General features: G+C 62.6%; 26 protein-coding genes and 1 riboswitch. Of the genes, 19 read left to right on the top strand and 7 right to left on the bottom strand.

Going from position 1 to position 26,998, the window contains the following annotated elements:
- Positions 1-39: 39 nt before the first annotated feature.
- From V6765_RS08885 to V6765_RS08830, 12 genes are all read left to right on the top strand, one after another.
- Complete coding sequence (locus tag V6765_RS08885; RefSeq protein ID WP_448427857.1) at positions 40-1,959, top strand: TonB-dependent receptor domain-containing protein; 1,920 nt, start codon at positions 40-42, stop codon at positions 1,957-1,959.
- Positions 1,960-2,823, top strand: a complete 864-nt coding sequence (locus tag V6765_RS08880) for an ABC transporter substrate-binding protein (protein ID WP_448427855.1) — start codon at positions 1,960-1,962, stop codon at positions 2,821-2,823.
- Entirely contained in the window at positions 2,816-3,817 is a 1,002-nt protein-coding gene (locus V6765_RS08875) for a FecCD family ABC transporter permease (protein WP_448427853.1), read from the top strand. The genes V6765_RS08880 and V6765_RS08875 overlap by 8 nt, the downstream gene beginning before the upstream one ends.
- Entirely contained in the window at positions 3,814-4,590 is a 777-nt protein-coding gene (locus tag V6765_RS08870; protein ID WP_448428776.1) for an ABC transporter ATP-binding protein, read from the top strand. The genes V6765_RS08875 and V6765_RS08870 overlap by 4 nt, the downstream gene beginning before the upstream one ends.
- A 201-nt stretch (positions 4,591-4,791) precedes the next feature.
- Positions 4,792-6,042 (top strand): aspartate kinase, encoded by a 1,251-nt coding sequence (locus V6765_RS08865; RefSeq protein ID WP_230719811.1) that lies wholly within the window; start codon positions 4,792-4,794, stop codon positions 6,040-6,042.
- A gap of 77 nt (positions 6,043-6,119) precedes the next feature.
- Complete coding sequence (ptsP, locus tag V6765_RS08860; protein ID WP_448427850.1) at positions 6,120-8,387, top strand: phosphoenolpyruvate--protein phosphotransferase; 2,268 nt, start codon at positions 6,120-6,122, stop codon at positions 8,385-8,387.
- 69 nt (positions 8,388-8,456) lie between these two features.
- The gene (prfA, locus tag V6765_RS08855; RefSeq protein ID WP_448427848.1) at positions 8,457-9,539 is read left to right on the top strand and encodes a peptide chain release factor 1; all 1,083 of its coding nucleotides are present in this window, start codon (positions 8,457-8,459) and stop codon (positions 9,537-9,539) included.
- Positions 9,535-10,398 carry a peptide chain release factor N(5)-glutamine methyltransferase gene (prmC, locus tag V6765_RS08850; RefSeq protein ID WP_448428774.1) on the top strand — a complete coding sequence of 288 codons (864 nt, stop codon included), beginning with the start codon at positions 9,535-9,537 and terminating at the stop codon, positions 10,396-10,398. Before prfA ends, prmC begins: the two co-directional genes overlap by 5 nt.
- A 413-nt stretch (positions 10,399-10,811) precedes the next feature.
- Positions 10,812-11,582 (top strand): DUF4167 domain-containing protein, encoded by a 771-nt coding sequence (locus tag V6765_RS08845; protein ID WP_448427846.1) that lies wholly within the window; start codon positions 10,812-10,814, stop codon positions 11,580-11,582.
- Between the two features lie 290 nt (positions 11,583-11,872).
- The gene (cmk, locus tag V6765_RS08840) at positions 11,873-12,511 is read left to right on the top strand and encodes a (d)CMP kinase (RefSeq protein ID WP_448427844.1); all 639 of its coding nucleotides are present in this window, start codon (positions 11,873-11,875) and stop codon (positions 12,509-12,511) included.
- A gap of 161 nt (positions 12,512-12,672) precedes the next feature.
- Entirely contained in the window at positions 12,673-14,379 is a 1,707-nt protein-coding gene (rpsA, locus tag V6765_RS08835; RefSeq protein ID WP_448427842.1) for a 30S ribosomal protein S1, read from the top strand.
- Positions 14,380-14,700: 321 nt separating this feature from the next.
- The gene (locus V6765_RS08830) at positions 14,701-15,054 is read left to right on the top strand and encodes a DUF6665 family protein (protein ID WP_448427840.1); all 354 of its coding nucleotides are present in this window, start codon (positions 14,701-14,703) and stop codon (positions 15,052-15,054) included.
- A 94-nt stretch (positions 15,055-15,148) separates the two neighbouring features.
- Here the strand turns inward: V6765_RS08830 and V6765_RS08825 are convergent, their stop codons facing one another.
- Positions 15,149-15,322, bottom strand: coding sequence for a YdcH family protein (locus V6765_RS08825; protein ID WP_448427838.1), 174 nt, complete (start codon positions 15,320-15,322; stop codon positions 15,149-15,151).
- A gap of 254 nt (positions 15,323-15,576) precedes the next feature.
- Here V6765_RS08825 and purE point away from each other — a divergent pair, with 254 nt between their 5' ends.
- From purE to V6765_RS08800, 5 genes are all read left to right on the top strand, one after another.
- Positions 15,577-16,086 carry a 5-(carboxyamino)imidazole ribonucleotide mutase gene (gene purE / locus V6765_RS08820; RefSeq protein ID WP_448427836.1) on the top strand — a complete coding sequence of 170 codons (510 nt, stop codon included), beginning with the start codon at positions 15,577-15,579 and terminating at the stop codon, positions 16,084-16,086.
- On the top strand, positions 16,083-17,156 hold the full coding sequence (locus V6765_RS08815) for a 5-(carboxyamino)imidazole ribonucleotide synthase (RefSeq protein ID WP_448427834.1): 1,074 nt from the start codon (positions 16,083-16,085) through the stop codon (positions 17,154-17,156). Before purE ends, V6765_RS08815 begins: the two co-directional genes overlap by 4 nt.
- A gap of 129 nt (positions 17,157-17,285) precedes the next feature.
- On the top strand, positions 17,286-17,411 hold the full coding sequence (ykgO, locus tag V6765_RS08810; RefSeq protein WP_018064355.1) for a type B 50S ribosomal protein L36: 126 nt from the start codon (positions 17,286-17,288) through the stop codon (positions 17,409-17,411).
- Between the two features lie 56 nt (positions 17,412-17,467).
- The gene (locus V6765_RS08805; RefSeq protein WP_448427831.1) at positions 17,468-18,073 is read left to right on the top strand and encodes a tetratricopeptide repeat protein; all 606 of its coding nucleotides are present in this window, start codon (positions 17,468-17,470) and stop codon (positions 18,071-18,073) included.
- 236 nt (positions 18,074-18,309) lie between these two features.
- Positions 18,310-19,560, top strand: a complete 1,251-nt coding sequence (locus V6765_RS08800; protein ID WP_448427829.1) for an MFS transporter — start codon at positions 18,310-18,312, stop codon at positions 19,558-19,560.
- 57 nt (positions 19,561-19,617) lie between these two features.
- On the opposite strand, the gene V6765_RS08795 is transcribed toward V6765_RS08800, so the two are convergent.
- From V6765_RS08795 to V6765_RS08780, 4 genes are all read right to left on the bottom strand, one after another.
- A complete protein-coding gene (locus V6765_RS08795) occupies positions 19,618-20,208 on the bottom strand; it encodes a hypothetical protein (protein WP_448427827.1) in 591 nt (196 codons plus the stop codon).
- 162 nt (positions 20,209-20,370) lie between these two features.
- On the bottom strand, positions 20,371-20,574 hold the full coding sequence (locus V6765_RS08790; RefSeq protein WP_448427825.1) for a hypothetical protein: 204 nt from the start codon (positions 20,572-20,574) through the stop codon (positions 20,371-20,373).
- Positions 20,575-20,726: 152 nt separating this feature from the next.
- Positions 20,727-21,671 carry an ABC transporter substrate-binding protein gene (locus tag V6765_RS08785; protein WP_448427823.1) on the bottom strand — a complete coding sequence of 315 codons (945 nt, stop codon included), beginning with the start codon at positions 21,669-21,671 and terminating at the stop codon, positions 20,727-20,729.
- A gap of 30 nt (positions 21,672-21,701) precedes the next feature.
- Complete coding sequence (locus V6765_RS08780) at positions 21,702-22,415, bottom strand: ABC transporter permease (RefSeq protein WP_448428772.1); 714 nt, start codon at positions 22,413-22,415, stop codon at positions 21,702-21,704.
- Between the two features lie 108 nt (positions 22,416-22,523).
- Positions 22,524-22,625, bottom strand: a riboswitch (TPP riboswitch).
- A gap of 214 nt (positions 22,626-22,839) precedes the next feature.
- Between V6765_RS08780 and V6765_RS08775 the strand changes: the two genes are divergently transcribed.
- Complete coding sequence (locus V6765_RS08775) at positions 22,840-24,168, top strand: sugar porter family MFS transporter (RefSeq protein ID WP_448427821.1); 1,329 nt, start codon at positions 22,840-22,842, stop codon at positions 24,166-24,168.
- 101 nt (positions 24,169-24,269) lie between these two features.
- Here the strand turns inward: V6765_RS08775 and V6765_RS08770 are convergent, their stop codons facing one another.
- Both V6765_RS08770 and V6765_RS08765 read right to left on the bottom strand, forming a co-directional pair.
- On the bottom strand, positions 24,270-25,328 hold the full coding sequence (locus V6765_RS08770) for a lysine-2,3-aminomutase-like protein (RefSeq protein WP_448427819.1): 1,059 nt from the start codon (positions 25,326-25,328) through the stop codon (positions 24,270-24,272).
- A 50-nt stretch (positions 25,329-25,378) separates the two neighbouring features.
- Positions 25,379-26,344, bottom strand: coding sequence for a LysR family transcriptional regulator (locus V6765_RS08765; RefSeq protein WP_448427817.1), 966 nt, complete (start codon positions 26,342-26,344; stop codon positions 25,379-25,381).
- A gap of 112 nt (positions 26,345-26,456) precedes the next feature.
- Between V6765_RS08765 and V6765_RS08760 the strand changes: the two genes are divergently transcribed.
- Positions 26,457-26,936: a cupin domain-containing protein gene (locus tag V6765_RS08760; RefSeq protein WP_448427815.1), complete on the top strand. Its 480-nt coding sequence runs from the start codon at positions 26,457-26,459 to the stop codon at positions 26,934-26,936.
- Positions 26,937-26,998 lie beyond the last annotated feature (62 nt).

The raw sequence follows: 26,998 nt of genomic DNA, 5'->3' as shown, positions 1-26,998 counted from the left end.
TTTTTTGCCGGCCGCGGCCGGCCCGAATGGGGATTTGACATGAGAGAATTCATTGCTGCCGGCATGGCCGTCGCCGTGCTTGCTTCGGCCGGAGAGGGGCTGGCGCAGGATGCCGGCGCCACGACGGTTCTGGAACCCATCTATGTGACGACGCCCTTGCGCCGTCCCTCCACGATCGTGCAGTCGACCTCGACGGTCACCGTGGTCACCGAGGAGGATATCGAGCGCTCCGCCGCCGTCGATCTTCCCTCGCTGCTGAGAAGCTATCCGGGCGTCAACGTCACCACCAATGGCGGCATGGGCGCAAACGCGGGCATCACCCTGCGCGGCACCAATACCGGCCAGACGCTGGTGCTGGTCGACGGCATGCGGGTCGCCTCCGCCACCGGCGGCTCCACCGCCATCGCTAATATTCCGCTTGCAAGCATTGCCCGCGTCGAGATCGTCGAGGGCGCGCATTCGGCCCAGTGGGGCGCGGATGCCATCGGCGGCGTGGTCAACATCATCACCAAGGATGGCAGCTTCTGTGAGAACGGCGCCGCGACCTGCTCCAGCGTGGAAACCGGGGTGACCTACCCATGGGGCGGCTTCGGCACGCTTTCGACCCGCGGCGTCACAGGGTCCGGGGTCGACTTCAATGTCGGCCTCTCGGTGATCGGCACGGAAGGCTATGATTTCACCACGCCGTCCAACTCCGTCCATGAGCCGGGCCGCGACGGGTTCCTTCAAGGCAGCTTCAACTATTCGGTCGGCAAGGATTTCGCCTGGGGCCGGGTCTATTCGCAAGGCTTCTACGCCCGCTCCAATCCGCATTTCGACAGCGCGCCCTATGCCGACTGGATGACCGGCGACATGGTCTACGGGGCCAATCAGTCGATCCAGACGAATGCCGCCTTCAAGCTCGGCGCGGAATTCGACCACGCCGACGACTGGTCGTCGGTCTTCGAGATTTATTCCGCCTTCGACTATCAGAAGAATTTCCGCGACGATCATCCGGAAGCCGATACCCACTACGACACCAACCGTTTCGGCATTTCCGGTTCGACCACCAAGGAAGTTATCGCAGGCGACGCGCTGAACATCTTCACCCTCGGCTTCGACGCCTATCGCGAAACTGTCGATTCCTCCGTCGATTACACCGAGACCGGACGCAATGTCGGTGCGTTCTACGGCCAGTACAGCCTGGAGCTTGATGCTCTGACGGTGAATGCCGGCCTGCGCTATGACGCCGACGAGCAGTTCGGCGGCGCGCTGACCTATAATGCCGGCCTCGGCTACGAGCTGGTCGAAGGGCTGACGGCGCGCGCCTCGTTCTCCACCGGTTTCAACGCGCCGACCTTCAACGACCTCTACTGGGCGTTCGACGGCTCCTATGTCGGCAACCCCTATCTCGACCCGGAAACCTCGAAGAACTGGGAAGCCGGTCTGAACTGGGATTCCGGCGCGGGTAGCGTGGTCGACCTCGTCTACTACGAGAACTACATCGACGACATGATCGTCTTCGTCTCCGATCCGGTCACCTATATCGGCACCATGGAGAACATCGAGGAGGCCAAGGTCAGCGGCGTGCGCGCGACCTATTCGCAGATGCTTCTCGACGACCGGCTCGGTCTTGATTTCGGTCTCGAATACCGCCTGCCGAAGAACGAGACCGATGACGAGTATATCGCCAACCAGAACCGGCTGAAGCTGACGGCGGCGGCAAGCTGGCAGGCGACCGAGCGTCTCAATCTCAACGCGGACATCGAATATGTCGGCAGCCGCTGGACCAATGCTTCGAACTTCAATCCGCAGCTCGGCGACTATACGGTGGTCGATATTTCCGCCAATTATGCCGTGGATGACTTGTCAAACGTCAAATTCGCGGTCGAAAATCTCTTCGACGAGGACTACCAGACAATTCCCGGATATAACGCGCCCGGCACCACCGTGACGCTTTCCTACCGAAGGACCTTCTAAATGCCGCACCCGGCGCACGCCAAACGCAATGCTTTCAGCGTCTTCGCAGCGTGCGCCGGGTTTCTTCTTTTCTTCTCCGGTCCGGTCTCGTCAGCGCCGCAACGCGTAGTCTCGATCAACCTGTGCACCGACCAGATGGCGATGCTCGTTGCCGGGGAGGGGCAGTTGCTTTCGGTGTCCAGGCTTGCGGCCGATCCCGCCATCTCGGCGATGGCAGAGCAGGCTGAAGACTACTTGCTGAACGACGGGCTGGCGGAGCAAGTGTTCCTGATGAAGCCCGATCTTGTGCTCGCCGGCAGCTATACGACGCGGGAGACGGTCGATCTTCTGAAGCGGCTCGGGATCGCGGTGGCGGAATTCCAGCCCGAGGCATCGCTCGATGATGTGCGACACAATCTGGAGCGCATCGGCGTGCTGCTTGACAGGAAGCAGGCCGCGGCGGATGTGATCGCCGCGATGGATGAAGGCCTCGCCGGTCTCGCCGGCACGCTGCACGGCGAGCGCACGGCAGCATTTTATTACGCCAATGGTTATACCTCGGGCAAAAACACACTCGCCGGCGACATGATCGCCCAGCTCGGTCTTGTCAACATCGCCTCGGAGGCCGGGGTCGACAGCCTTGGCCGGCTGCCGCTGGAGCGGCTGGTCATGGCCGCGCCGGATGTGATCGTCGGCGGCGACGCGGATTACGACGCCCCGGCGCTTGCCCAGGCCGGGTTCAGGCATCCAGCCTTCGTGGCCGCCACCGAGCGGAGCGACTATGTCGACCTGCCGAGCCGTTACACCATCTGCGGCGGGCCGTTCAATGTCGCGGGTATTGCCCTGCTCGCCGAACGACTTGGCGGAGGCGGAGCGGATGAATGAGCGCCGGCGCTATTGGCGGCTGATGGTCGGTCTCGGCGTTCTCGTGCTGGCGCTGTTTACCGCCTCGCTTGTCATCGGGCCGGCGGGCATCGGGTTTCGCCAGAGTGTCGCCGGCCTGTTCGGGCGCGATGCCGCGTCCATCGTTCTGATCATGCAGGAAATCCGGCTGCCGCGCGCCATTCTGGGTCTGATGATCGGGGCCACGCTCGGTCTTTCCGGCGCGGTGCTGCAGGGCTATCTGCGCAATCCGCTGGCCGAACCCGGTCTTCTCGGCGTCTCGGCCTCGGCCTCGCTCGGCGCGGTGATCGCGATCTATACCGGCCTTTCGGCGCTGTTTTCGCTGGCGCTGCCGCTGCTGGCACTGATCTTCGCCTTCGCCTCGGTACTGCTGGTGCGGTTTCTGGCCGGCGGCGGGGCGCGCAGCCTGACGATCATTCTCGCCGGCGTCGCCGTGACCAGCTTTGCCGGCGCCATGACCTCGCTGGCGCTCAATCTTTCGCCCAATCCCTTTGCGGCGATGGAAATCATGTTCTGGATGCTGGGTTCGCTCGCCGACCGCTCCATGCTGCAGGTATGGCTGTCGGCGCCGTTCATGCTGGCCGGCTGGGTGCTTCTCTTCGGCTGCGGCCGCGCGCTCGACATGCTGACGCTCGGGCATGAGGCCGCAGCCAGTCTCGGCATGTCGCCGAAGCGCACCGAGCGCATGGTGATCTGGGGCGTGGCGGCAAGCGTCGGCGCGGCGACCGCCGTTTCCGGCGCGATCGGTTTCGTCGGGCTGGTGGTGCCGCATATCCTGCGACCGCTCGTCGGCTCGGTGCCCTCAAGGCTGCTGCCGGCAAGCGCGCTCGGGGGAGCGGTGGTGCTCCTGGCCGCCGACGTCGCGGTAAGGTTGGTGGCGCCGGAGCGGGATCTCAAGATCGGCGTGGTGACGGCGCTGATCGGCGCGCCGTTCTTCCTCTGGCTGATCTACAAGACGCGGCGGGAACTGGTCTGATGCTGCTGCGCGCCGAAAACCTCACCGTTGAAAGAGGCGGCCGCGCCATCGTGAATGGCGTCGATCTCCAGATCAGGCGCGGCGAACTGGTTGGCCTGATCGGCCCCAACGGCGCGGGCAAGACAACGCTTCTGAAGGCGCTGATCGGCGTGACGGCGGCTTCCGGCGCGGTGTTCCTGCAGGATAGTCCGCTGGAGGGCCTCAGCGCGAATGAGCGCGCACGCCGTGTCGCCTTCCTGCCGCAGGACCACGAAATCGCCTGGCCGGTGAGGGTGCGCGAGGTGGTGGCGCTTGGCCGCCAGCCGTGGATCCAGAACAGTTGTTTCGGCGACTATGCCCGCGGCCAGGTCATCGCGGGAGCCATGGCGCGCATGGGCGTTGACGCCCTTGCCGAACGCACCGCCGACACGCTTTCCGGCGGCGAGCGCGCCCGCGTGCTGATCGCCCGCGCTTTGGCGCAGATGACCCCGCTCTTGATCGCCGATGAACCGGTCGCAGGGCTCGACCCCGCCCACCAGATCGGCCTGATGGAAGTGTTCGTCTCGCTGTTGCGCGAGGGCCGTTCGGTGTTTGTCTCGCTGCACGATCTAGGCCTTGCGGCGCGCTGGTGCACCCGGCTGATCATGATGGATGGCGGCGGCGTGGTGGCGGATGGAACGCCCGCAGCGGTGCTGACGGCGGAAAACCTGCGCCGGGTCTATGGCATCGAGGCCTATTTCGGCAAAGCCGATGGCGGTCCGGTGATCATGCCGACCCGTCTTTCGCCGAAATAGCGTTGCGGAGCAGGCGGCGTCCCGTTCCTGCCGAAAGCGCCATTGCGCGAAGGCGGCGATTTCGCTAAGAAACCGCAGTTTTCCCGGCATGCGTCGAAATCTGGCTGTTGCGAGCCGGCGCTTTGACCTGACGGCGAACGCGGCATGGATGAGGCGTCCGGTTCCGGACGCCCTGGGATTTTGAGTTTTGGAAAGTCTTCAATGGCCCGCATCGTCATGAAATTCGGCGGCACGTCTGTCGCCAATATCGAACGTATCCGCAATGTGGCGCGCCATGTGAAACGGGAAGTCGATGCCGGCCACGAGGTCGCCGTCGTGGTCTCCGCCATGGCCGGCAAGACCAACGAACTGGTGGAGTGGACGCGCGAGGCCTCGCCGATGCACGATGCCCGCGAATATGACGTCGTCGTCTCCTCTGGCGAGCAGGTGACCTCCGGGCTTCTGGCGATCGTGCTGCAGGCGATGGGCGTCAACGCCCGTTCCTGGCAGGGCTGGCAGTTGCCGATCAAGACCGACGGCACCCATGGCGCGGCCCGCATCGTCGATATCGACGGTTCGGACATCATCAAGCGCATGGGCGAGGGCCAGGTCGCCGTCTGCGCCGGCTTCCAGGGCATTGGCCCGGATAACCGGGTCGCGACCCTTGGTCGCGGCGGCTCGGATACCTCCGCCGTCGCCATCGCCGCCGCCGTCAAGGCCGACCGCTGCGATATCTACACCGATGTCGATGGCGTCTATACCACCGATCCGCGCATCGAGCCGAAGGCCAGGCGCCTGAAGAAGGTGGCGTTCGAGGAAATGCTGGAAATGGCCTCGCTTGGCGCCAAGGTGCTGCAGGTTCGCTCGGTGGAGCTTGCCATGGTTCACAAGGTGCGCACATTTGTGCGTTCAAGCTTCGATGCGCCGGACGCCCCCGGCATGGGCGATTTCGACAATCCGCCCGGTACCCTGATTTGCGACGAGGATGAGATTTTGGAACAGGAAGTCGTAACCGGCATCGCGTATGCCAAGGACGAGGCTCAGATTTCGCTGCGTCGCGTCGAAGACCGCCCCGGCGTTGCGGCCGCCATCTTCGGCCCGCTCGCCGATGCCCATGTCAATGTCGACATGATCGTGCAGAACATCTCGGAAGAGGGCACCCATACCGACATGACCTTCACCGTGCCGGCCTCGGATGTCGAGAAAGCCAAGGCCGCGCTTGCCGCCAAGCAGTCGGAAATCGGCTATGACGTGATTCAGAGCGAAACCGAGCTTGCCAAGATTTCGGTGATCGGCATCGGCATGCGCTCCCATTCCGGCGTTGCCGCCTCGGCCTTCAAGGCCCTGTCGCAGAAGGGAATCAACATCAAGGCGATCACCACATCCGAGATCAAGATCTCGATCCTGATCGACGGCGCCTATGCCGAGCTTGCAGTCAGGACTTTGCATTCCTGCTACGGTCTCGATAAATAGACCCTAAAAAGGGTGGTCGGTGAGTCCCGGTCACCCATGGAAGCCGAACGGACTTCCGCCACCGGGGACAGACTGTGATGAACCACCAGGCATCGAGCCCGCGCATCTTGCTGAAGCGGCTGAGGGAACTGATGGCGGAGCCATTGGAGCCGCAGGACCGCCTCGACCGCATCGTCGGCCAGATCGCCGACAATATGGTGGCGGCGGTGTGCTCGGTCTATGTGCTGCGCGCCGACAGCGTGCTCGAGCTTTACGCCACGCAAGGCCTGAAGCGCGATGCCGTCCACCTCGCCAGTCTGCGCATGGGGCAGGGCCTCGTCGGTACGATCGCGGCGTCCGCCCGACCGCTGAACCTTTCCGACGCCCAGTCGCATCCCGCCTTCCGTTACCTGCCGGAGACCGGCGAGGAAATCTATCACTCCTTCCTCGGCGTACCGATCCTGCGCGCCGGCCGCACGCTCGGCGTTCTGGTTGTCCAGAACACCGACGAGCATGCCTATAGCGAGGAGGAGGTTGAGGCGCTGCAGACGGCGGCGATGCTGCTTGCCGAACTGATCGCTTCCGGCGACCTGAAGAAGATCACCCGCCCCGGCATGGAGCTCGATCTCACCCGCTCCGTATCGCTGTCGGGCGATGCCTATGGCGAGGGGATCGCGCTTGGCCACGCCGTGCTGCACGAGCCGCGCATCGTCATCAACAATCTCGTCAACGAGGACAGCGACGCCGAAATCGCGCGGCTGCGCGCGGCGGTGGAGAAACTGCGTTTCTCGATCGACGAGCTGTTGCAGCGCAACGACGTGCCCTCGGAAGGCGAGCATCGCGAGGTGCTGGAAACCTACCGGATGTTTGCCCATGACCGCGGCTGGGTCCGCCGGCTGGAAGAGGCGATCACGCTGGGGCTCACGGCCGAGGGCGCTGTCGAAAAGGTGCAGAGCGACACCAAGGCGCGGATGATCCGGCTGACCGACCCGTTCATGCGCGACCGGATGCACGATCTCGACGACCTTGCCAACAGGCTTCTGAGACAGTTGACCGGCGGGGTTATCGACCGCGACGGCGAGAACTTTCCCGAAGACGCGATTGTCGTGGCGCGGGTGATGGGCGCGGCCGAGCTTCTGGATTATCCGCGCGAAAAGCTGCGCGGCCTGGTGCTGGAGGACGGGGCCGCCACCAGCCATGTGATCATCGTCGCGCGCGCCATGGGCATTCCGGTGATCGGTCAGGCGACCGGCGTTGCCGCCCAGGTCGAAAACGGCGACGCCATCATCGTCGATGGCGATGACGGCGAGGTGCATGTGCGCCCGCTCGATGCGCTTGTCGTTGCCTATGAGGAAAAGGTCCGGCTTCGCGCCCGCCGCCAGGAGCAGTTCCGCGCGCTGCGCGCCGTCGAGCCGGTCTCGGCCGATGGCGTGCGCTTCAGGCTGATGATGAATGCCGGCCTGCTGGTGGATCTGCCGCAGCTTGATGATTCGGGCGCGGAGGGCATTGGCCTGTTCCGCACCGAGCTGCAGTTCATGATCGCCTCGCGCATGCCGAAGGCCGCCGAGCAGGAAGCGTTCTATCGTCAGGTGCTCGACCATGCCGGCGACCGCCCGGTAACCTTCCGCACGCTCGATATCGGCTCCGACAAGATGGTCTCCTTCTTCCGCGCCCAGGAGGAGGAAAACCCGGCCATGGGCTGGCGCGCCATCCGGCTTGCGCTCGACCGGCCCTATCTCCTGCGCATGCAGATGCGCGCGCTGATGAAGGCGACGGCGGGCGAGACGCTGCGCGTCATGGTGCCGATGGTTTCCGAAGTGGGCGAGCTGCGCGAGACGCGGGCGCTGATGGCCAAGGAAGTCCAGCATCTCGTCAAATTCGGCCATCAGGTGCCGAAAAAGATCGAGCTTGGCGCCATGCTGGAAGTGCCGGCGCTGCTTTACGAGATCGACGAACTGATGGCCGAGGTCGATTTCGTCTCGGTGGGCTCCAACGACCTCTACCAGTTCTTCATGGCGATCGACCGCGGCAATGCCCGCGTTTCCGACCGCTACGACACGATCAGCAAACCGTTTCTCCGGATGCTGCGCGATATCGTGCGCGCGGGCGAGCGCAACAATGTGTCGGTAACGCTGTGCGGCGAATATGCCAGCAAGCCGATTTCGGCGCTGGCGCTGTTTGCGATCGGCTACCGCGCCGTTTCGATGTCGCCGACGGCGATCGGGCCGGTGAAGGCGATGCTGCTCGGGCTCGATATCGGCGCCGTCAGCGCCGAGATCAATGCCGCGCTCGACGATCCCGGCAACGGCACCCCCGTGCGCGCACTGCTTGAACGCTTTGCGAACGACCACAATATTCCGCTATAGACGGCATTAAGCGGTCGGCGCGCGAGCGCTCCATAAGAAAATCACCATAACCAGCGGAGTGATCCCGGCGTGGCAAGGCTACCCAAAGACAAGATGCGCGAACTGGAACGGCGGTTCTCCGAGGTCGAGGCCCGGATGTCGTCCGGTCCCGATGCGGAAACCTATGTGAAGCTCGCCTCCGAATATGCCGAGCTGGAACCGGTGGTGAAGAAGATCCGCGATTATCAGGCCGCCGAAAGCGAGCTTGCCGATCTGGAAACCTTGCTTGCCGACAAGGCGACCGACCGCGAGATGCGCGAACTTGCCGAAATGGAAATGCCCGATCTCGAGGAGAAGATCGAGGCGCTGTCGGGCGAAATCCAGATCCTGCTGCTGCCGCGTGATGCCGCCGATGAAAAGAGCGCCGTGCTCGAAATCCGCGCGGGCACCGGCGGTTCCGAGGCGGCGCTGTTTGCCGGCGACCTGTTCCGCATGTATGAGCGCTACGCTTCTTCCAAGGGCTGGAAGGTGGAGGTGCTTTCGGCGAGCGAGGGCGATGCCGGCGGCTACAAGGAAATCATCGCCTCGGTCAGCGGCAGGGGCGTGTTCTCGCGGCTGAAATTCGAATCCGGCGTTCATCGGGTGCAACGGGTGCCCGAAACCGAAGCCGGCGGTCGCATCCACACTTCCGCCGCCACCGTTGCCGTGCTGCCGGAGGCCGAGGAGATCGATGTCGATGTGCGCCAGGAAGATATCCGCATCGACACGATGCGCTCTTCGGGCGCCGGCGGCCAGCACGTCAACACCACCGATTCGGCCGTGCGCATCACCCACATCCCGACCGGCATCGTCGTCACCTCATCGGAAAAATCCCAGCACCAGAACCGGGCCAAGGCCATGCAGGTGCTGCGCGCCAAGCTCTACGACATGGAGCGCCAGCGCGCCGATGACGCCCGTTCCGCCGACCGCAAGAGCCAGGTCGGCTCCGGCGACCGGTCGGAGCGCATCCGCACCTATAATTTCCCGCAGGGCCGGGTCACCGATCACCGCATCAACCTCACGCTCTACAAGCTCGACGCGGTGATTGCCGGCGATCTCGACGAGGTCGTGGATGCGCTGGTGGCCGATTACCAGGCCGGCCAGCTTGCCATGCTCGGCGTCGAGGCGCATTGAGGTGACGCTTTCGGAACTCTACCGCCAGACCGTCGACGCCTTCGCGGCGGCGGGGCTCGATGTGCCGCAGGAAGACGCCCGCCATCTGGTGAGCGGCGTGCTCGGTCTGACGCTGACCAAGATGGTGACCGAAGGCGCGCGGGTGATCGATGCCATCGAGATGCAGGCGGTTGCCGAAGCGGTCGAGCGCCGCAAGAACCGCGAGCCGGTTTACCGCATCCTCGGGGCGCGTGAATTCTACGGGCTCGATTTCCTGCTGTCGCCGGAGACGCTGGAGCCACGGCCGGATACCGAAATCCTGGTTGAACACTGCCTGCCATTTCTGAAGCGTCGTATCGCCGAGACCGGGCGGGCGCGTTTTGTCGATCTGGGCACCGGAACCGGGGCGATCGCGATCACGCTGCTGAGCCAGTGTCCCGAAGCCGAAGGCGTTGCAACGGATATTTCCGAGGGCGCCCTTGAAACGGCGCGCGGCAATGCCTTGATTAATGGTGTGGCCGACCGGCTTGCCCTTAAGCAGGGCTCGTGGTTTGACGCAATTGACGGCCGTTTTGACATGATCGTGTCAAATCCGCCTTATATCGTTTCCGATGAGATCGCGTCGCTTCAGCCCGAAGTTCGCGACTTTGATCCGCTGGCAGCCCTTGATGGCGGCGAAAGCGGCCTGGATGCCTATCGGGCGATCGCCGCCGGCGCTGGCGACCATCTCGCCGAAGGCGGGATCGTGGCGCTCGAAATCGGAGCCGAACAGAAGGTGTCGGTGACCAAGGTGTTTACCGAGGCCGGTTTCAAACTCTCGGTTGCAGCGAAGGACCTCGGCGGAAACGATCGCGCGTTGATCTTCATCAGGGCCGAATGAGGCCGGAGATGGAGGCGGCGGCTTTTTGGCCGCCGGCGATAGACCTGTCTAAATATTTGAAACTGCGCGGCGTTCCTGTCGCGAAAGATTGCGATTTTCCGGCTAAAACGCCCGGATTTTTTTGAAATCAGCTAAAGAAAGGGCTTGGAATTTCTCCACAGGCGGGCTAGGTTGCAGCCACGCAAAACGGCGACTGAAACAAACAGCGATTCGTCGCTTGGCCTCAGTCTACAGGTTTTCCGTCCAGTGTTGGTTCATTGCGACTTACCGTCTTTTGCGTGATTCAGGTCCTTAAATTCCACGAATGGCAGCGCTGAGATGCCCTGCCGGATGGACTATGCCGCCGTGTGTTCATGACACCGCCCGGCAAAGGGCGTAGCTCGACCATAAACAGAAATTCAGGTGAAGTTTTCATGAGGTCAGGACAGCAGAATAAACGCGGACGCGGGCGCGGCGGCAATAATAACAATTTTAACCGCAAGGGCGCCAATCCGCTGACCCGGACCTATGACAGCGCCGGTCCCGATGTGAAGGTCCGCGGCACCGCCCAGCATGTGGCGGAGAAATACATGACGCTGGCGCGCGACGCCCAAAGCGCCGGCGACCGCGTCATGGCTGAAAACTACCTTCAGCATGCCGAGCACTATAACCGGATCATCGCCGCCGCCCAGGCGCAGATGCAGGATCGCCACCAGCGCGACGACCGCTCCGACAATGATGATAATGACGATAACGCCGCCCAGGCCAACGGCAACCGCGCCGATGATCGCAATGACGGCAATGATCGTAACGACCGCGGCGAGCGCAATGACCGCAACGAGCGCAATGACCGTCGCAACAATCGCCGCCAGGAGCAGGCCGTCGATGCCGATGGGCCGCAGCCGGTGATCGAAGGCACGCCCGCCGAAGTGATGGCCGAGGACGCCAACGGCCAGCCGGTCGACAAGCCGCGTCGCCGCGCCTCGACCGCCGCCCGTCCGCGCCGCACCAAGCGCGCCGCTGCTGAAACCGCGGCGGAAGGCGAAGCGCCGGCAACCGAGGACAAGGCGCCTGCCGCCGAAGCGGCCCCGGAAGGCGAAGCCCCCAAGAAGCCCGCCCGCCGCCGTCGCACGCCGAAGGCCGAAGCCGGCGACAATGACGGCAACCGCGACGCCAAGGCGCTGGCCGACGCTGCTTCGGAGTAAGTAGTGACTGCGTCGCAGCAAGGTTTTGCCGGCCGGCGAGGCTAGGTCCTATCAGCTCCCAATCTCCCCCCTTGAGGGGGAGATGTCGCGAAAGCGACAGGGAGGGGTAGCGGCATGAGCCGCAAGCTCCGAATTTGAGGAGAGGGTTCACCCCTCTCTGCCCCTGTCGGGGCATCTCTCCCTCAAGGGGAGAGATTGTTTGTTGCGAAGCCTCCGATTAGATCGACCGAATCGAACGAGGCTGGCGCGTTACATAGATTAAAGCCGGCCCCGGCCGGTGGCGGAGATGAATGGCATTGGTGATTGCAATCGACGGGCCGGCGGCGGCCGGCAAGGGGACGCTGGCGCGCAAGCTCGCCGCCCATTACGGTCTGCCGCATCTCGATACCGGCCTCACCTATCGCGCCACCGCCAAAGCCCTCATCGATGCCGGCAAGCCGCTCGATGACGAGACGATTGCCGCCGAAATGGCGGGCGCGATCGATCTTGCCGGCCTCGACCGCGCGGTGCTTTCCGCACACGAAATCGGCGAGGCGGCCTCAAAGGTGGCGGCGATGCCCCGGGTCCGCACGGCGCTCGTTGCCGCCCAGCGCCGCTTTGCCGAAACCGGCGCCGGCGCGGTGCTTGACGGTCGCGACATCGGCACGGTGGTCTGCCCCGGTGCGACAGTGAAGCTTTATGTGACCGCCGATCCCGAACTGCGTGCCAGACGCCGCTATGACGAGATTGTCGCCGGCGGCGGGACGGCAGATTTCGCCGAAATCTTCGAGGACGTGAAGCGCCGCGATGCGCGCGACATGGGCCGCGAGGACAGTCCGCTGAGACCAGCGGACGATGCGCACTTGCTTGATACGTCCAAAATGGGTATAGAGGCCGCGTTTCAAGCCGCGCGCGCGATTATCGACGGGCAGCTTGACCGGAATAACTGAAATTGGCGGGTTTTCCCGCATATAGAGGTTTTCACAGCATCCACGCGCCGGAATGCTCTTTGCCATAAGGGAAAGAGGGGTGCTTTGACTACCTGATATCAACACCAGCCACCGGCGCATCCGTGTCAGGCTTTTTGAGCCGACACGTTCCAGGAGTTTCTATGACTGCACAAACCCCCACGCGCGACGATTTCGCCGCAATGCTGGAAGAATCCTTCGGCGCCAACAATGATCTGGCCGAAGGCTATGTCGCCAAGGGCCTCGTCACGGGCATCGAAAAGGATGTCGCCATCATCGATGTCGGCCTCAAGGTCGAAGGCCGCGTGCCGCTGAAGGAATTCGGCGCCAAGGGCAAGGAAGGCGAACTGAAGGTCGGCGACGAAGTCGAAGTCTATGTCGAGCGCATCGAGAACGCGCTGGGCGAGGCCGTCCTGTCGCGCGAAAAGGCGCGCCGCGAGGAATCGTGGATCAAGCTCGAAGCCAAGTTCGAGGCCGGCGAGCGCGTTGAAGGTCTGATCTTCAACCAGGTCAAGGGTGGCTTCACCGTCGATCTCGACGGCGCCATCGCCTTCCTGCCGCGTTCGCAGGTGGATATCCGTCCGATCCGCGACGTTTCCCCGCTGATGCACACGCCGCAGCCGTTCGAAATCCTGAAGATGGACAAGCGCCGCGGCAACATCGTCGTTTCGCGCCGGACCGTTCTTGAGGAAAGCCGTGCGGAACAGCGTTCGGAAATCGTTCAGAACCTCGAAGAGGGCCAGGTTGTCGAGGGTGTCGTCAAGAACATCACCGATTACGGTGCTTTCGTGGATCTCGGCGGCATCGACGGCCTGCTTCACGTCACCGATATGGCATGGCGTCGCGTCAACCACCCGACCGAGCTTCTGACCATCGGCCAGAACGTCAAGGTTCAGATCATCCGCATCAACCAGGAAACGCATCGCATTTCGCTGGGCATGAAGCAGCTTGAAGCTGACCCGTGGGATGGCATTTCGGCGAAGTATCCGGAAGGCAAGAAGATTTCCGGTACCGTCACGAACATCACCGATTACGGCGCGTTCGTCGAGCTGGAGCCGGGCATCGAAGGCCTGATCCACATCTCGGAAATGTCCTGGACCAAGAAGAACGTACACCCCGGCAAGATCCTGTCGACCACGCAGGACGTCGATGTCGTCGTTCTCGAAGTCGATCCGGCCAAGCGCCGCATCTCGCTCGGTCTCAAGCAGACGCTCGAGAATCCGTGGGAAGCCTTCTCCTTCTCCAACCCGCCCGGCACCGAAGTCGAAGGCGAGATCAAGAACAAGACCGAGTTCGGCCTGTTCATCGGTCTCGAAGGCGATGTCGACGGCATGGTGCACCTTTCCGATCTCGACTGGAACCGTCCGGGCGAGCAGGTCATCGAGGAATACAACAAGGGCGATATCGTCAAGGCTGTCGTTCTCGATGTGGACATCGAAAAGGAACGCATCTCGCTCGGCATCAAGCAGCTTGGCAAGGATGCGCTGACGGAAGCAGCCGCTTCCGGCGACCTGCGCAAGGGTGCAGTCGTTTCCTGCGAAGTCATCGGCACCAATGACGGCGGCGTGGAAGTGAAGCTCGTCAACCACGACGACATTACCGCCTTCATCCGCCGTTCGGATCTGGCCCGCGACCGCGACGACCAGCGCCCCGAGCGTTTCTCGGTCGGCCAGGTCTTCGACGCCCGCGTCACCAACTTCTCCAAGCGCGACCGCAAGGTCATGCTGTCGATCAAGGCGCTGGAAATCGCCGAGGAGAAGGAAGCCGTGGCTCAGTTCGGTTCGTCCGACTCGGGCGCTTCGCTTGGCGACATTCTGGGCGCTGCGCTCAAGAACCGCGACGACCAGTAAGCCTCGCTTGCTTCACGAATAGAAAAACCGCCGGGTGGCAGCGCCCGGCGGTTTTTTGTTTTGTACCATCCGGCCTTTGGCCACCTTCTCCCCCACGGGGAGAAGGGGAAGACGGCATTGCCCGATCTTGTTGCTTGCACGGAAAACGCTGAAGTGCTCCTCCTCGCCCAGAAGGGGAGAGGGGCGCTCGTATGCAACTGGTGAGGGGGAGCGGCGGTTGCCAAATATGCGTGCGCCGTTTTATCTGCCCGTCATTTGCCCATGACGCTTGAACTCCCGCAGCACCTTCCCGATTTTGATAGAGCAGACGAAGGAACCCCGATGGCCACCAGGAAACCGATATTGCCGGGCACGAGCAGCAGGCCGCTTGATCCCGATCTGGACGCCCTGCAGTACGAGATCATGCAGGAGACGGCGCAGGCGCTGGGGCGGATCGGCGGACGGCTGGAGGAGGCGCTGGCGGCGCTCAGACGCCACGACGAGACGCCGGGCTCCAATCAGGACCGCGATGAACTGGTGCAGGCAGCGGCCGACCGCGCTTTCGCGCTGTTCATCCAGCGCGATTATCTGGGGCTGCGCACCGATCACCATCTGAAATCGACCTATGACATACCGCGCGAGGTGATGCTCAGGATCGGGGTGATGAAGAAGCGGGAGAAGGACGGCGACACGTGAGCATTGCGCAGGCTTCGAGCCGGCGATCAGGCGCGCGCTACGCAAACAAAAACGCCCCGGTTTTTGCCGGGGCGTTTGAGGACAGGGGGGTGTCTTAAGTAGCGGAGTGATGGAGGCGTTCAATCTCGTCTTTCAGGTGAAGTTTCCTGCGTTTGATCGATGCGATTTCCTGGTCGGGGCTGGACGGCGAAGCCATTACGTCGTGAAGCTTCCTCTCAAGTTCCGAATGCTTTTCCTCGAGAGCGGCAAGATGCGTCTGAACTGTCATTGCACACGTCCTTCCTTTGGTTTCGCGCCGCCGGATGCGGCGCCTCGTCATCAAAGTGCAATGTAAGAATGCCATGATCGAAGACGTTTGTCGAAGGCGGAAATGTGATTTTGTGAGGGCATTTTGCCCCAGGCCGGCAGGATCTCCCCGGCGCCTTGCTTTTCACCGAAAACGATTGATGCTAGAGCGTGTTTCGCCCGAAACGACGCATGGTCGGCGCGTGCCACATTCGTCGAATTTGTTGAAACAATGGAATGCCGATGAGCCCGATCAAGAATCCGCCTGTCGCCATCGTCATGGGGTCCCAGTCAGACTGGGAAACGATGAAGAACGCCGCCGACATTCTCGATATTCTCGACGTCGATTACGACGCGCGGATCGTCTCCGCCCACCGCACGCCGGACCGCATGTATGAATTCGCCCGCAGCGCCCGCGCCGAAGGCTTCCAGATCATCATTGCCGGCGCCGGCGGGGCAGCGCATCTGCCGGGCATGATGGCGGCGCTGACGCCGTTGCCGGTTTTCGGCGTGCCGGTGCAGTCGCGCGCGCTCTCCGGCCAGGACAGCCTGTTGTCGATCGTGCAGATGCCGGCGGGCATTCCGGTTGGAACGCTCGCCATCGGCAAGGCCGGCGCTGTCAATGCGGCGCTTCTGGCGGCAGCCGTTCTGGCGCTGGCCGATCCGGAGCTTGCAGGTCGGCTCGATGAATATCGCGTGCGCCAGGCGGCAAGCGTTGCCGAATACCCCATCGACAAGGACGAATGAGTTTCATGAAGACCATCGGTATCATCGGCGGCGGCCAGCTTGGCCGCATGCTGGCCATGGCGGCCGCCCGGCTTTCGATCCGCACCGTCATTCTGGAGCCGCAGGAAGATTGCCCGGCCGCCCAGGTCGCGAACCGTCATATCGTGGCAGGTTATGATGACGAGGCGGCGTTGCCCGAGCTCGCTCGGGCCTGCGAAACCATCACCTATGAATTCGAGAATGTGCCGGAGAAAAGCGCCGCGCTTCTCTCCGCCGAACGGCCTGTCTATCCGCCGGCCCGCGCGCTGTCCGTGTCGCAGGATCGGCTCACCGAAAAGACCTTCCTCAACGACAGCGGCATCGCCACCGCCGGTTTCCGGGCGGTTGATACCGCTGAGGACCTTGCGGACGCGCTTGAGGCGTTCGGTGGACGCGGCGTGTTGAAGACCCGCCGCTTCGGCTATGACGGCAAGGGGCAGTGGGTGTTTGACGGCAGCGACAATGATCCGGAGGCCGCTTTCGCAGCGCTCAATGGCGCGCCCGCGATCTTTGAGGAGTGGATCGATTTCGACCGCGAAATCTCTGTGATCGCCGCGCGCGGCATGGACGGCACGATCGTCTGTTTCGATCCGGCCGAGAATGTCCACCGCGAGGGCATTCTGCGGACCTCCACCGTTCCGGCCAGCGTTTCGCCGGACATTGCGGCGGCTGCCCGCGCTGCTGCAGAGCGGCTGCTGATCGGACTCGATTATGTCGGGGTTCTGGGGCTGGAACTGTTCGTCGCGCGCGACGGCAGGCTGATTGCCAATGAATTCGCCCCGCGCGTTCATAATTCCGGCCACTGGACCGAGGCGGCCTGCGTCATCTCGCAGTTCGAGCAGCATATCCGCGCCGTTTGCGGCCTGCCGCTGATCGACCCGTCACGTCACAGCGATTGCGTGATGCATAACATCATCGGCGACGACATGGAGCGGATTCCGGAGTGGATGACGACCGAAGGCGCGCTCGTTCATCTCTATGGCAAGGCCGAAAGCCGTGCCGGGCGGAAAATGGGTCATGTCACCGTGCTGGAAAAGCGTCGCGACGGTTGACTTGGCGGCGATCATTCGCTAGGTAGCGGCCACTGTCCGGCGCGCTTTTTTGTAAGGCGCGCCTTTGAATATCAATTCTGACCGCCTTTACTGATCAGTCGAGAGCGGCACAAACAGCGGATCGAAAACATGAAGATCAAGAATTCGCTCAAGGCGCTCAAGTCCCGTCATCGGGAAAACCGTCTGGTGCGCCGCAAGGGCCGGGTATACATCATCAACAAACAGAACCCGCGCTTCAAGGCCCGTCAGGGCTGAGATATTAAGCGCATTATCTGTTTGAATTTTCGCCATGACGGGATACCATTCCCGTCATGCGCTTTTTTGTGTCCGCCATTCTGATCCTCGCCGCCCTGGCCATTGCCGGCCCGCTGCCGGCGCTTGCGCAGGGCAATGCCGCGGAGGATCAGGTTTCAGAAATGCCCGACGTGGTTGTCGAGGCCGATCCGCTGGACAGGCTTTATGATCGGCTGAAACGCACAAGCGATGCCCGGCAGGCGGCGGATCTCGCCCGCCAGATCGACGAATATCTCGATCGCTCGCCAAGCCCCACGGTTTCCCTGCTGATCGAATGGTCGGATGATTCGGAGAATAACGGCCGCACCGCCGCCGCGCTCGATTTCCTGTCGGAGGCGATCGCGCTGAGGCCGGACGAGGCAGCCCCCTACCGCAAGCGCGCCGTGCTCCATTACACCCATGGCGATCTCGAACGCGCCATGGACGATATCCGCACATCGCTGTCCTTGGAGCCGCGCGATTTCGGCGCGCTCGGTCTGATGGCGACCATTCTCGACAGGACCGGGCGGCAGGAGGCCGCAGTCGCGGTCTGGCGGCGCTATCTCGAATTCTATCCCGCCGACCGCGATGTCGCGGCCTTTGTCGAAAGCACGCTGAACGAGCGGGCGGGCAAGCGGATTTAGGTGTCGGTTTTATCGCCGTCATCGTCGTGCGTTGATCGCATGGTGGCTTGCGCGAGCCCCTGGATCGGATATTCCGACATATCGCCTTGAACGCCTCGCTTCGGAAACCGTTGCAGATTTTAGCGCGCGCGCGTTTCAGTCAGTTTCTGTGCGCAAATGAGACACCCTGCAACCCGGCAAATGTTCACAATAAGCTGATGCCGAACACCAATGGCGGGTCGGCTTGAGGGGCGTCGATGGTCACAGTCTTGTCAGGTATCTGGGCCCTGCTGGTCGGCATTGTCCTGATCATGCTCGGCAACGGCATGCAATTCACCCTCATCGGCCTGAGGGGCGGTTTGGAGGGTTTTTCTGCGACGGCGCTCGCGGTCGTGACATCCGGCTATTTTGTCGGCTTTCTTTCGGGCGCCCGCTATACGCCGTCATTGATCCGCAATGTCGGGCATGTGCGGGTCTTCGCAGCGCTTGGCAGCTTCATGTCGGCCGGGCTCATCACCTTTCCCCTGATCGTTGAGCCGTGGGCGTGGACCTTGCTGCGCATCCTCGTTGGCTTCTGCATGTCGGGCATCTACGTTACGGCGGAAAGCTGGCTCAACGATGCCTCGACCAACGAGACGCGCGGCAAGGTGCTGTCGGCCTACATGATTGCACAGACGCTCGGCATTATCGGCGCGCAGGGGCTGTTGACGCTTGGCGACGCGCGAACCTCCGTGCTTTTCATCGGGGCTTCGATCCTCGTCTCGATCTCATTTGCGCCCGTGCTTCTAACCGTTGGGCGAGCGCCGCGGACGGAGGTCACGCGACCGATGCCCTTGCGTGAGCTCTATCGCCAATCGCCGCTTGGCACAGTCGGCATATTCTTTCTTGGAAGCGCCTATGCGACGCAGTCGGGCATGGGCGCCGTCTTCGGCGCGCTGATCGGCATGACGGCGGACCAGATATCGCTGTTCGTGGCAATGCTGTTTGCGGGCGCTCTCGCGCTGCAGTATCCGATTGGCTGGATTTCGGATCGTGTTGATCGGCGCACATTGATCTTCGGAGCGTCGGTCGTTGCTGCTGCGGCGTGCCTTTGCGGTTGGTTGGCGGGCGGCGGATTATGGCCGCTGATGGCCTCCGCCTTCGTCGCGGGTGGAATGACGACGCCTCTTTACGCGCTCTTCCTGGCCTACACCAATGATTACCTTGCGCCTGAAGATATGCCGGCTGCGTCGGGCGGTCTGGTCTTCACGTTCGGGCTCGGCGCCATTATCGGCCCGCTTGCCACCGGCTGGGCGATGGAACGGGCCGGACCGTTCAGCTTCTGGCTCGTTCTCAGCGTGACATTCGCTGGAATCGCGCTTTACGCGCTCTATCGAATGACACAGCGGCCCGCTATTCCTGCCAGCCAGACCGAAAGCTATCTCGGCGTTACGCCAACCGCGACGCCGGTTGCCGTCGAAGCTGCCAGCGCCTGGGCTGCTGAACAGGCTGAAAGCGAAGGCGAGTGAACACGACCCGCCGCCAACGCCGTTTCGCGCAACCGCCAGGCCTCGGTCCGGAACGCTCTATCGGCCGCAAGCGGCAAACAGCCGGGGCAGAACCTCTTCCGATCCGGCAAGGTCGAAGGCGAGTTCATTGGCCTTGCCGTCAGCGCCGGTGACTTCGAAGACCACTTCACCGCTTTCGGCGAAATCCTTCAGGATGGTATAGGCATCGTCATCGTAGAGGGCGGCGCGCGTGCCCTCCATGGCGTTGACCCAGCCTTCCTCATAGTGGCGATCGCTGTCGACCGTGTAGTTGACGTCGATAAAGCCGTCATCGGCGATCGCGAAGGCGCCCGGTTCACTCGAAACATCATAGTCGAGCGCGACGATGAGCGTGCCGTCGAGGCACTCGCCGGAAAGCGTCCAGTGTTTGTGTTCCCTCATCAGCTGATACGCATTGGATGCGACCATCAGCATATTGATGTCGTCATAGGCCTTGCCCTCGTCGCCATACGACCACCAGCCGATCATTTCCTTATATCCGTTTTCGGAGGCGAGCTGACCGTAGACGCCGGAGTAGTCGATTTCCGGATGGTCCGGATCGGCCCAGTCCTGCGCCATTGCGGAGGAGGCAGACAGAAGGATGACGAGGGGAAGGTATTTCAGGTGCATGCAATTTCTCTGTAGGTCATGGATTCGGGTATGCGCTCGCCTATCTAGGGAAAATACAGCATGATTTCAATGCAATAGGGTATCCAACGGGGAAGCGTGAAATGCCCTTGAGGCTGCAGGCCCACACGCGCCGCGCGGACCCATGCCGACCGCTTGCAGCCGTCAGAAATGCATGACGTGGCGCAGCACGCGGTAGAGCAGATGCACCGCGAGTAGTGCGGCGCCGGCGGCCAGGACGAGGTGGGAGAGCGGGCTCAGAAGGCTGCCCTCGATGGTGCCCGCAACGTCGGGATATTGATAAAGCAAGATGCGGATGGTGAGGCCCGCAAGCCCGACCACCACCAGCACAAGGCCGGCAAGTTTCATGATCCGATCTCCTGTCGTGAAGGAATAGAGATCGGTCTTTGGATGGCGGTATCGCCGCAATTGTCGTCACAAAAGACCGAAACAGCGAGGCGGCATGCGCGCCGCCTCTTTCAATTCTTTATAATGTGCTTTTGTGGCGATTTGAGGCCGATCTACTTTTCCTGCGATAGCGACACTGAAATCGCGTCGACCGGCGGCGCTTCAGAGATCAGTCCATTTTCCGCCATGAACGCGCCGAAACGCTTGTAGCGTGCGGCATCGGAGGCCGCGGGACGCTTGGCGAAGCGGACGACGGATTCGGCGAAGGCCTGGCGGTTCAGCTCATCGTCGAGATCGGGATAGGCCTTGGCAAAGCTCTCCCATGCTTCCTCCGGATGGTTGACGATGAAGACCGTCGCCTTTTCGACAGCTTCGAGGAAGCGCGGCAGGCGGTCATCATCAAGCATCTCGCTGCGGGTCACGTAGATCAGCTCGTCATAGACCGGCACGCCATGCTCTTCCGGAAAGAACGCCTTGCCTTCGTGGCCGGCGATCCGCATCTGCGGCAGTTCGATATTGCGGAACGAGCCGATGGTGGCATCGACCTGTCCGGACAGCAGCGACTGGGTCAGCGCGAAATTGACGTTGATCAGGGTGATGTCGTCCCTGGAAAGGCCCGCGTTTTCCAGCATCGTGGCCACCACAGCGTCCTCGATGCCTGCCACCGAGAAGCCGATCTTCTTGCCCTTCAGATCGGCGACGGATTTGATCGGCCCGTCTTTCAACACCGTCAGCGTGTTGAGTGGGGTCGAGACCAGCGTGCCGAAGCGGACGATATCGATGCCGGCCTCGTGGTCGAGATAGAGATTGGGCTGGTAGTGAATGCCGATATCGACCTTGCCGGTCGCCACCATGCGCGGCACCATGGACGGGTCGGACGGCGGCAGCAGTTCCACATCGAGACCTTGGTCGGCGAAGTAGCCGTTCTCCTGGGCTACCACCAGCGGCCCGTGGTCGGGGTTCACATACCATTCAAGGATCACATCGAGTTTGTCGGCGGCGCTCGCCAGCCCGGGAGCCAGGGCAAGAGCGGCGGCGAATGCGAGTTTCTTCAGCATGTCATTCTCCTGTTTATCTGAACCGGTCGCTCAATCCTCATGCGACCAGCGGGTGAAGAAGGGAGCGGCGAGATCCACCGCCTTTCGAAACAGCACGGCCTCGAGTGCCAGGATCAGCATGGCGGCGAACACGGTGTCGCTCTGCATGCGGGCATTGGCCTGGACCATGAGAAAGCCGAGCCCTCCGGCAGACCCCACCCACTCGCCGACGACCGCGCCGAGCGGCGCGAGCGGGGCCGCGATCCTGAGGCCGGAAAACAGATGCGGCAGGGCCAGCGGCAGGCGGATATGGCGCAGCATTTCGAAATGATCCGCGCCATCGAGCTTCGCCGCGGCCACGACCTCCGGATCGGTGCGGCGCAGCCCGTCAGCGAAGCTGGAGGCGACGGGGAAGAAAACGATGATGGTCGTCATCACCACCTTGGAGGCGATGCCGAAGCCGAACCAGAGCACCAGCATCGGCGCGATCACAAACACGGGGAAAGATTGCAGCACCACCAGAACAGGCCAGATGAACCGTCCGATGCGGGGAAAGGCGGCAATGAAAATCGCCGCCATCGCGCCGAAGACCGCGCCCATGGCAAAGCCCGCCAGGATTTCCCTGAGCGTTACCAGCGCCTCTTCAAGCAGCATCGCGTGGGCGGTCTGGAATTTTGCCAGTACCGCAAGCGGCGGCGGCAGGATATAGCGCGGCAACTCGCCGAAGACGATGATCGACTGCCAGAGCACAAGAAGCCCGGACATGATCGCGAAAAAGGTGAGTGCCGCCGAAAGGGTACGCTTCACTCCCGCTCTCCCCGGCTAAACCGGGCAGCGAAGGCGTCAATAGAGGCTGATTTTCTGGGCGTGTCGCTCAAGACCAAACTCCGTTCCTACGCCGGCATAACCCGGATCAGGTTCAAGGGTTCGGCCATCGGCCATCTCAGTGTCACGGACACACCCCTCGGATGCGTCTTCTATGCCGCGCGGCGGCGCGCCGGTCAAGAGGCTCGGCGGCGAAGTCGGGAACGCCGCTAATATAAACGCCAAGGTCCAAAAGGATTTGACAACGGATGCCGTTTCGACTTTCAACTTTTGGTATAAGGCCGTTTGCGGTTTTCAGCGACGGTTCAGAAACGGGGTCATAAGAGGGGAAGGCGGCAGCTGCCGTCCAAGCGGAGGAAAACCCATGCTCATCGCCATCGTCATTGTGGCAGCGCTGTTCGGCATGCTCTTCGGTTTCGACCAGGGCGTGATTTCCGGCGCTCTGCCGTTCATCAAGCAGGATTTCACGGTTTCGGCCTTCATGGAGGGCGTCATCACCTCGGCCGTGCCGCTCGGCGCGGTGGCGGGCACCGTGCTTGCCATGGTCACCACCGATCGCTACGGGCGTAAGCCGATGCTGATCCTGGGCGCGTTGATCTTTCTGGTCGGCTCGCTGATTTCCGCGCTTGCCTTCAACCAGTATGTTCTGACACTTGCCCGCCTTCTGATCGGCGTCGGCATCGGCGCTTCGGCGATGACCGCGCCGATGTTTCTGGCGGAAGTCGCGCCGGCGCGCATTCGCGGCACCATCGTCTCGGCCTTCCAGTTGATGATCACCATCGGCATCATGGTGTCCTACATGTCGGACGCGGCCTTTGGCGGTTCGGGCGACTGGCGCTGGATGATCGGCGTCGGCGTGTTCCCGTCGATCGTGGCGCTGATCGGCATCCTGCTGTCGCCGGAAACGCCGCGCTGGCTGACGCTCAACGCCAATGCCGACAAGGCGCGTGACATCATCGCGAAGCTGCAGCCGGAATCCTCGCCCGCCGAGGTCGACGAGATCATCGCCGAGATCAAGGAGAGTGCCAAGGACGAGGAGGCGACGCCTGCCTGGAGCACGTTCCTGAAGCGCGGGATCCTGCCGGTGACGAGCTTCGCCATGATCGTGTTCGTGCTGCAGCAGCTTTCCGGCATCAACGCGATCATCTATTACGCCCCGGAAATCTTCAAGAATGCCGGCTTTTCCGGCACCACGACCGATCTTCTGGCGACCGTCGGCATCGGCGTCGTCAATGTCGCGCTGACCGTCGTCGCGATGTATCTGGTGGAGAGCATGGGCCGGCGCAAGCTCTTGATCCTCGGCTTCATCGGAACCGCGGCGTCGATGGCGCTGGTGACCGTGGCGACGATGATGGATGTCGCGGCAACCCCCTATCTTGCCATGATCGGCATTTTCACCTTCATCGCCTTCTTCGCCGTCAGTCTCGGCCCGTTGCCCTGGCTCTATATGGCGGAGCTGTTTCCGCTGCGGCTCAGGTCGCGCGGCATGGCGCTCGCCTCCGTCGCCAACTGGTTCTTCAACTTCCTGGTGGCGCTTGTGTTTCCGGATCTGCTGGCGGGCATCGGCATCGTCGGGACCTTCGCGATTTTCACCTTCTTCTGCATCGTCGGCATCGTCTACGCGATCGCTGCGGCACCCGAGACCAAGGGCATTACGCTGGAGGAAATCGAGGCGCGCACTATCGGCGCGTGAGGCCGGCAGCGCCGCCCCTCCAAACGAAGCGATCCTCGCCCTGGCCTTCGCTGAGGGCGAGGCGCAGCGGAGATGACGCACCGGCAGGGCCAGACTGGCGCTTACCGCCAGTCGGAATAGGAATGTTTTCCGCCCCGGTAATCCGTGACCTCGTATTCCGTCTCTCCGGTTTGCTCCAGATAGCAAGGGCCGATCGGCGCCTTGCCGGCTCCGCCCGGAATATCGAGCACATAGGTCGGCAGGCAAAGCCCGGAGATCGCGCCCTGCAACGCCCGCATCAGTGCCTGTCCGCGCGCGATCGGCACGGCGAAATGGGCGACGCCCTTGGCCATGTCGAGATGGTGGAGGTAATACGGCTTGACCCTGTTGGCGAGGAGCGTCCTGAACAGGGTCGCCAGCGTTTCGGCATCGTCGTTGATGCCCTTCAAGAGCACGGTCTGGGCAAACAGCGGAATGCCGCCATCGGCAAGCCGGGCGAGCCCGCTGCGCACCGCCTCGGTCAGCTCGCGCGGATGATTGACGTGGATGACGATATTGACCGTCTTGCGGGCCTGCTTCAGCGCCGCGACAAGGCCGTCGGTGATGCGCTCGGGCGTGACCAGCGGGGCGCGGGTGTGGATGCGGATCACGGCCACATGCTCGACTTCGCCAAGCGCCTTCATCAGCGCGGAAAGCCGGCGGTCGGACAGCACCAGCGGATCGCCGCCCGACAGGATCACCTCCCAGATTTCGCTATGCGCGCGGATATAGTCGAGCGCTGCGGCAAGCTCGTCCCGGTCAAGCGCGGCCTCCGGCTCGCCCACGGTCTCGCGGCGGAAGCAGAAGCGGCAATAGACCTGGCAGGCATGGGTCGGCTTCAAGAGCACCCGGTCGGGATAGCGGTGGGTAACGCCCTTTGCCCGCTCGAAAGCGCCATCGCCGATCGGGTCCTCCATCTCGCCGTCATAGGCTTCAAGCTCGCGGCGATCCGGCACGAACTGGCGCGCCAGCGGATCATCGGCGGCCACCGTGTCGATCGCCGACAGGATATGGGCCGGAATGCGGATGCGGAAATCCTCGGCAACCCGCGCGATATCGCCCGCCGCTTCCGCTGGCACGAGCCCGCGCGCCACCAGCGCATCGGTGTCGGTTATCGCGGTTTTCGCTTTGCTCTCGGACATGGTCGCCCCGTCGCCGGTTTCGTTCGGGGCGTTCTAGACGGTTTCCGCCGTCAAGCAAAGTCATCGGCGACCGGTGCGGCGGCAAGCGCGGCCTCGTTGAGAGGCGCGAGAATGCCCACGATTTCTTCCCTGAGCCAGGAATGCTCGGCATCGCGGGTATCGCGGCTACGCCAGTAGAGGTAAAGGTCGATCAGTGGCATTTCGAAAGGCAGGCGATAGACTGAAAGACCGATTTCCGGTTGCAACGCTTGCGCAAGGCTCGCGGGCAAGACGCCGATAATGTCGCTATTGCCAACGACGCGGGCGACGGCGAAATATCCAGGAAGCGTGAAGCGAACATGGCGAGCCCTCCCGATTCGGGAGAGCGCTACATCCTCGAAATGCGTGAAGTCGCGAGTGGCGGAGAAAATTGCCTGCGGCATTTCGCAGAATAGAGACAGCGGCATGGTGGCGCCCGGTTCTAGGGTCTGAAGTCCGGGATGATTGTGCCGTGCCACCACGACGTTGCGGGCAGAGAACAGGAACCGCCTTTCGATCCAGCCCGGCACCTCCGCGGCAATTGAGACGATCATGTCGAAGCCGTTTCCCGTCAGCAGTCCGGCAAGCTGGTCCGGCGCGGACGGCAGCATTTTCAAACGCATGTCGGGCGCGGCGCGGGTCATCCGGTCTACGAGGGCGGGCATCAGAAGCTCGGCGAAAAAATCCGACGCGCCGAGCAGAAAGCTTCGCTGACTTCGGTTGGGGTCGAAACCATCACGGCCAGCGAAGGCTTGTTCCAGGCCGTCCAGCGCTGATCTCACAGGTTCGCGCAAGCCGAGCGCATAAGGCGTTGCCACCAAACTGTTGCCTTCGCGCTCAAAAAGCGCATCGCCGGTAAGATCGCGCAACCGCTTCAGCGCGGAGCTTACCGCGGGCTGACTGAGACCGATAGCGGTACCCGCCCTGGTGGTATTGGGCTCGTCCAGCAGTGCGTCCAGTACCCGTAGCAGGTTGAGGTCGAGGTTTCTGAAATTCATGCTGTCGATAGGTCCTATCTAAACAATAGATTTCATTAATATCGGGTTTTCGGCGATATGTCAGCTGCGCTCCGGCCGGGTGCAATTGTTGAAATCCAGACAGGAAAAAATCATGAACACCTATCTTGCAATGCACTCGCCCGGCACGACCGTGACCTGGCTCAATACGATCTATACAGTGCTTCTGACGCCCGCCGAATCCGGCGGCGGAATTGGAATGTTTTCAGCGATCGTTCCGCCCAACTCCGGCCCGCCGCGCCATGTCCATCGCAATGAGGACGAGATCATTCATCTGATCGATGGAGGTGTGGAATTCTGGCTGGAGGGCGCTACGCGACGCTGCAGCAATGGCGAAACCGTTTTCATACCCCGTGGCCGGGAGCACGCATTTCACGTTCACGGCCCGCAACCGGCGCAATTCTTGACCGCCGTGACCCCAGGCGGCTTCGAAAGCTTCTTCGCAAGCGCCTCCGTCAAGGGACTGGTGCCGCACCTGCATCGCGCCGAGCTTGGTGCGCTCGCCGCGGGCTTCGGTTGCGCCTTCACCGGGCCACCGTTGCAAAGTCCGGTCATGCGGGCGATGGCAGGCTGACAGCCGCCGGCGGTTCGCGGGTTTGCCGGAGCTTTCGGAAGTGTTAATCATTCCATGGCTTT

It is taken from the genome of Martelella sp. FOR1707, from assembly GCF_053484265.1.
This window is presented reverse-complemented; position numbering and strand designations above follow the sequence as displayed.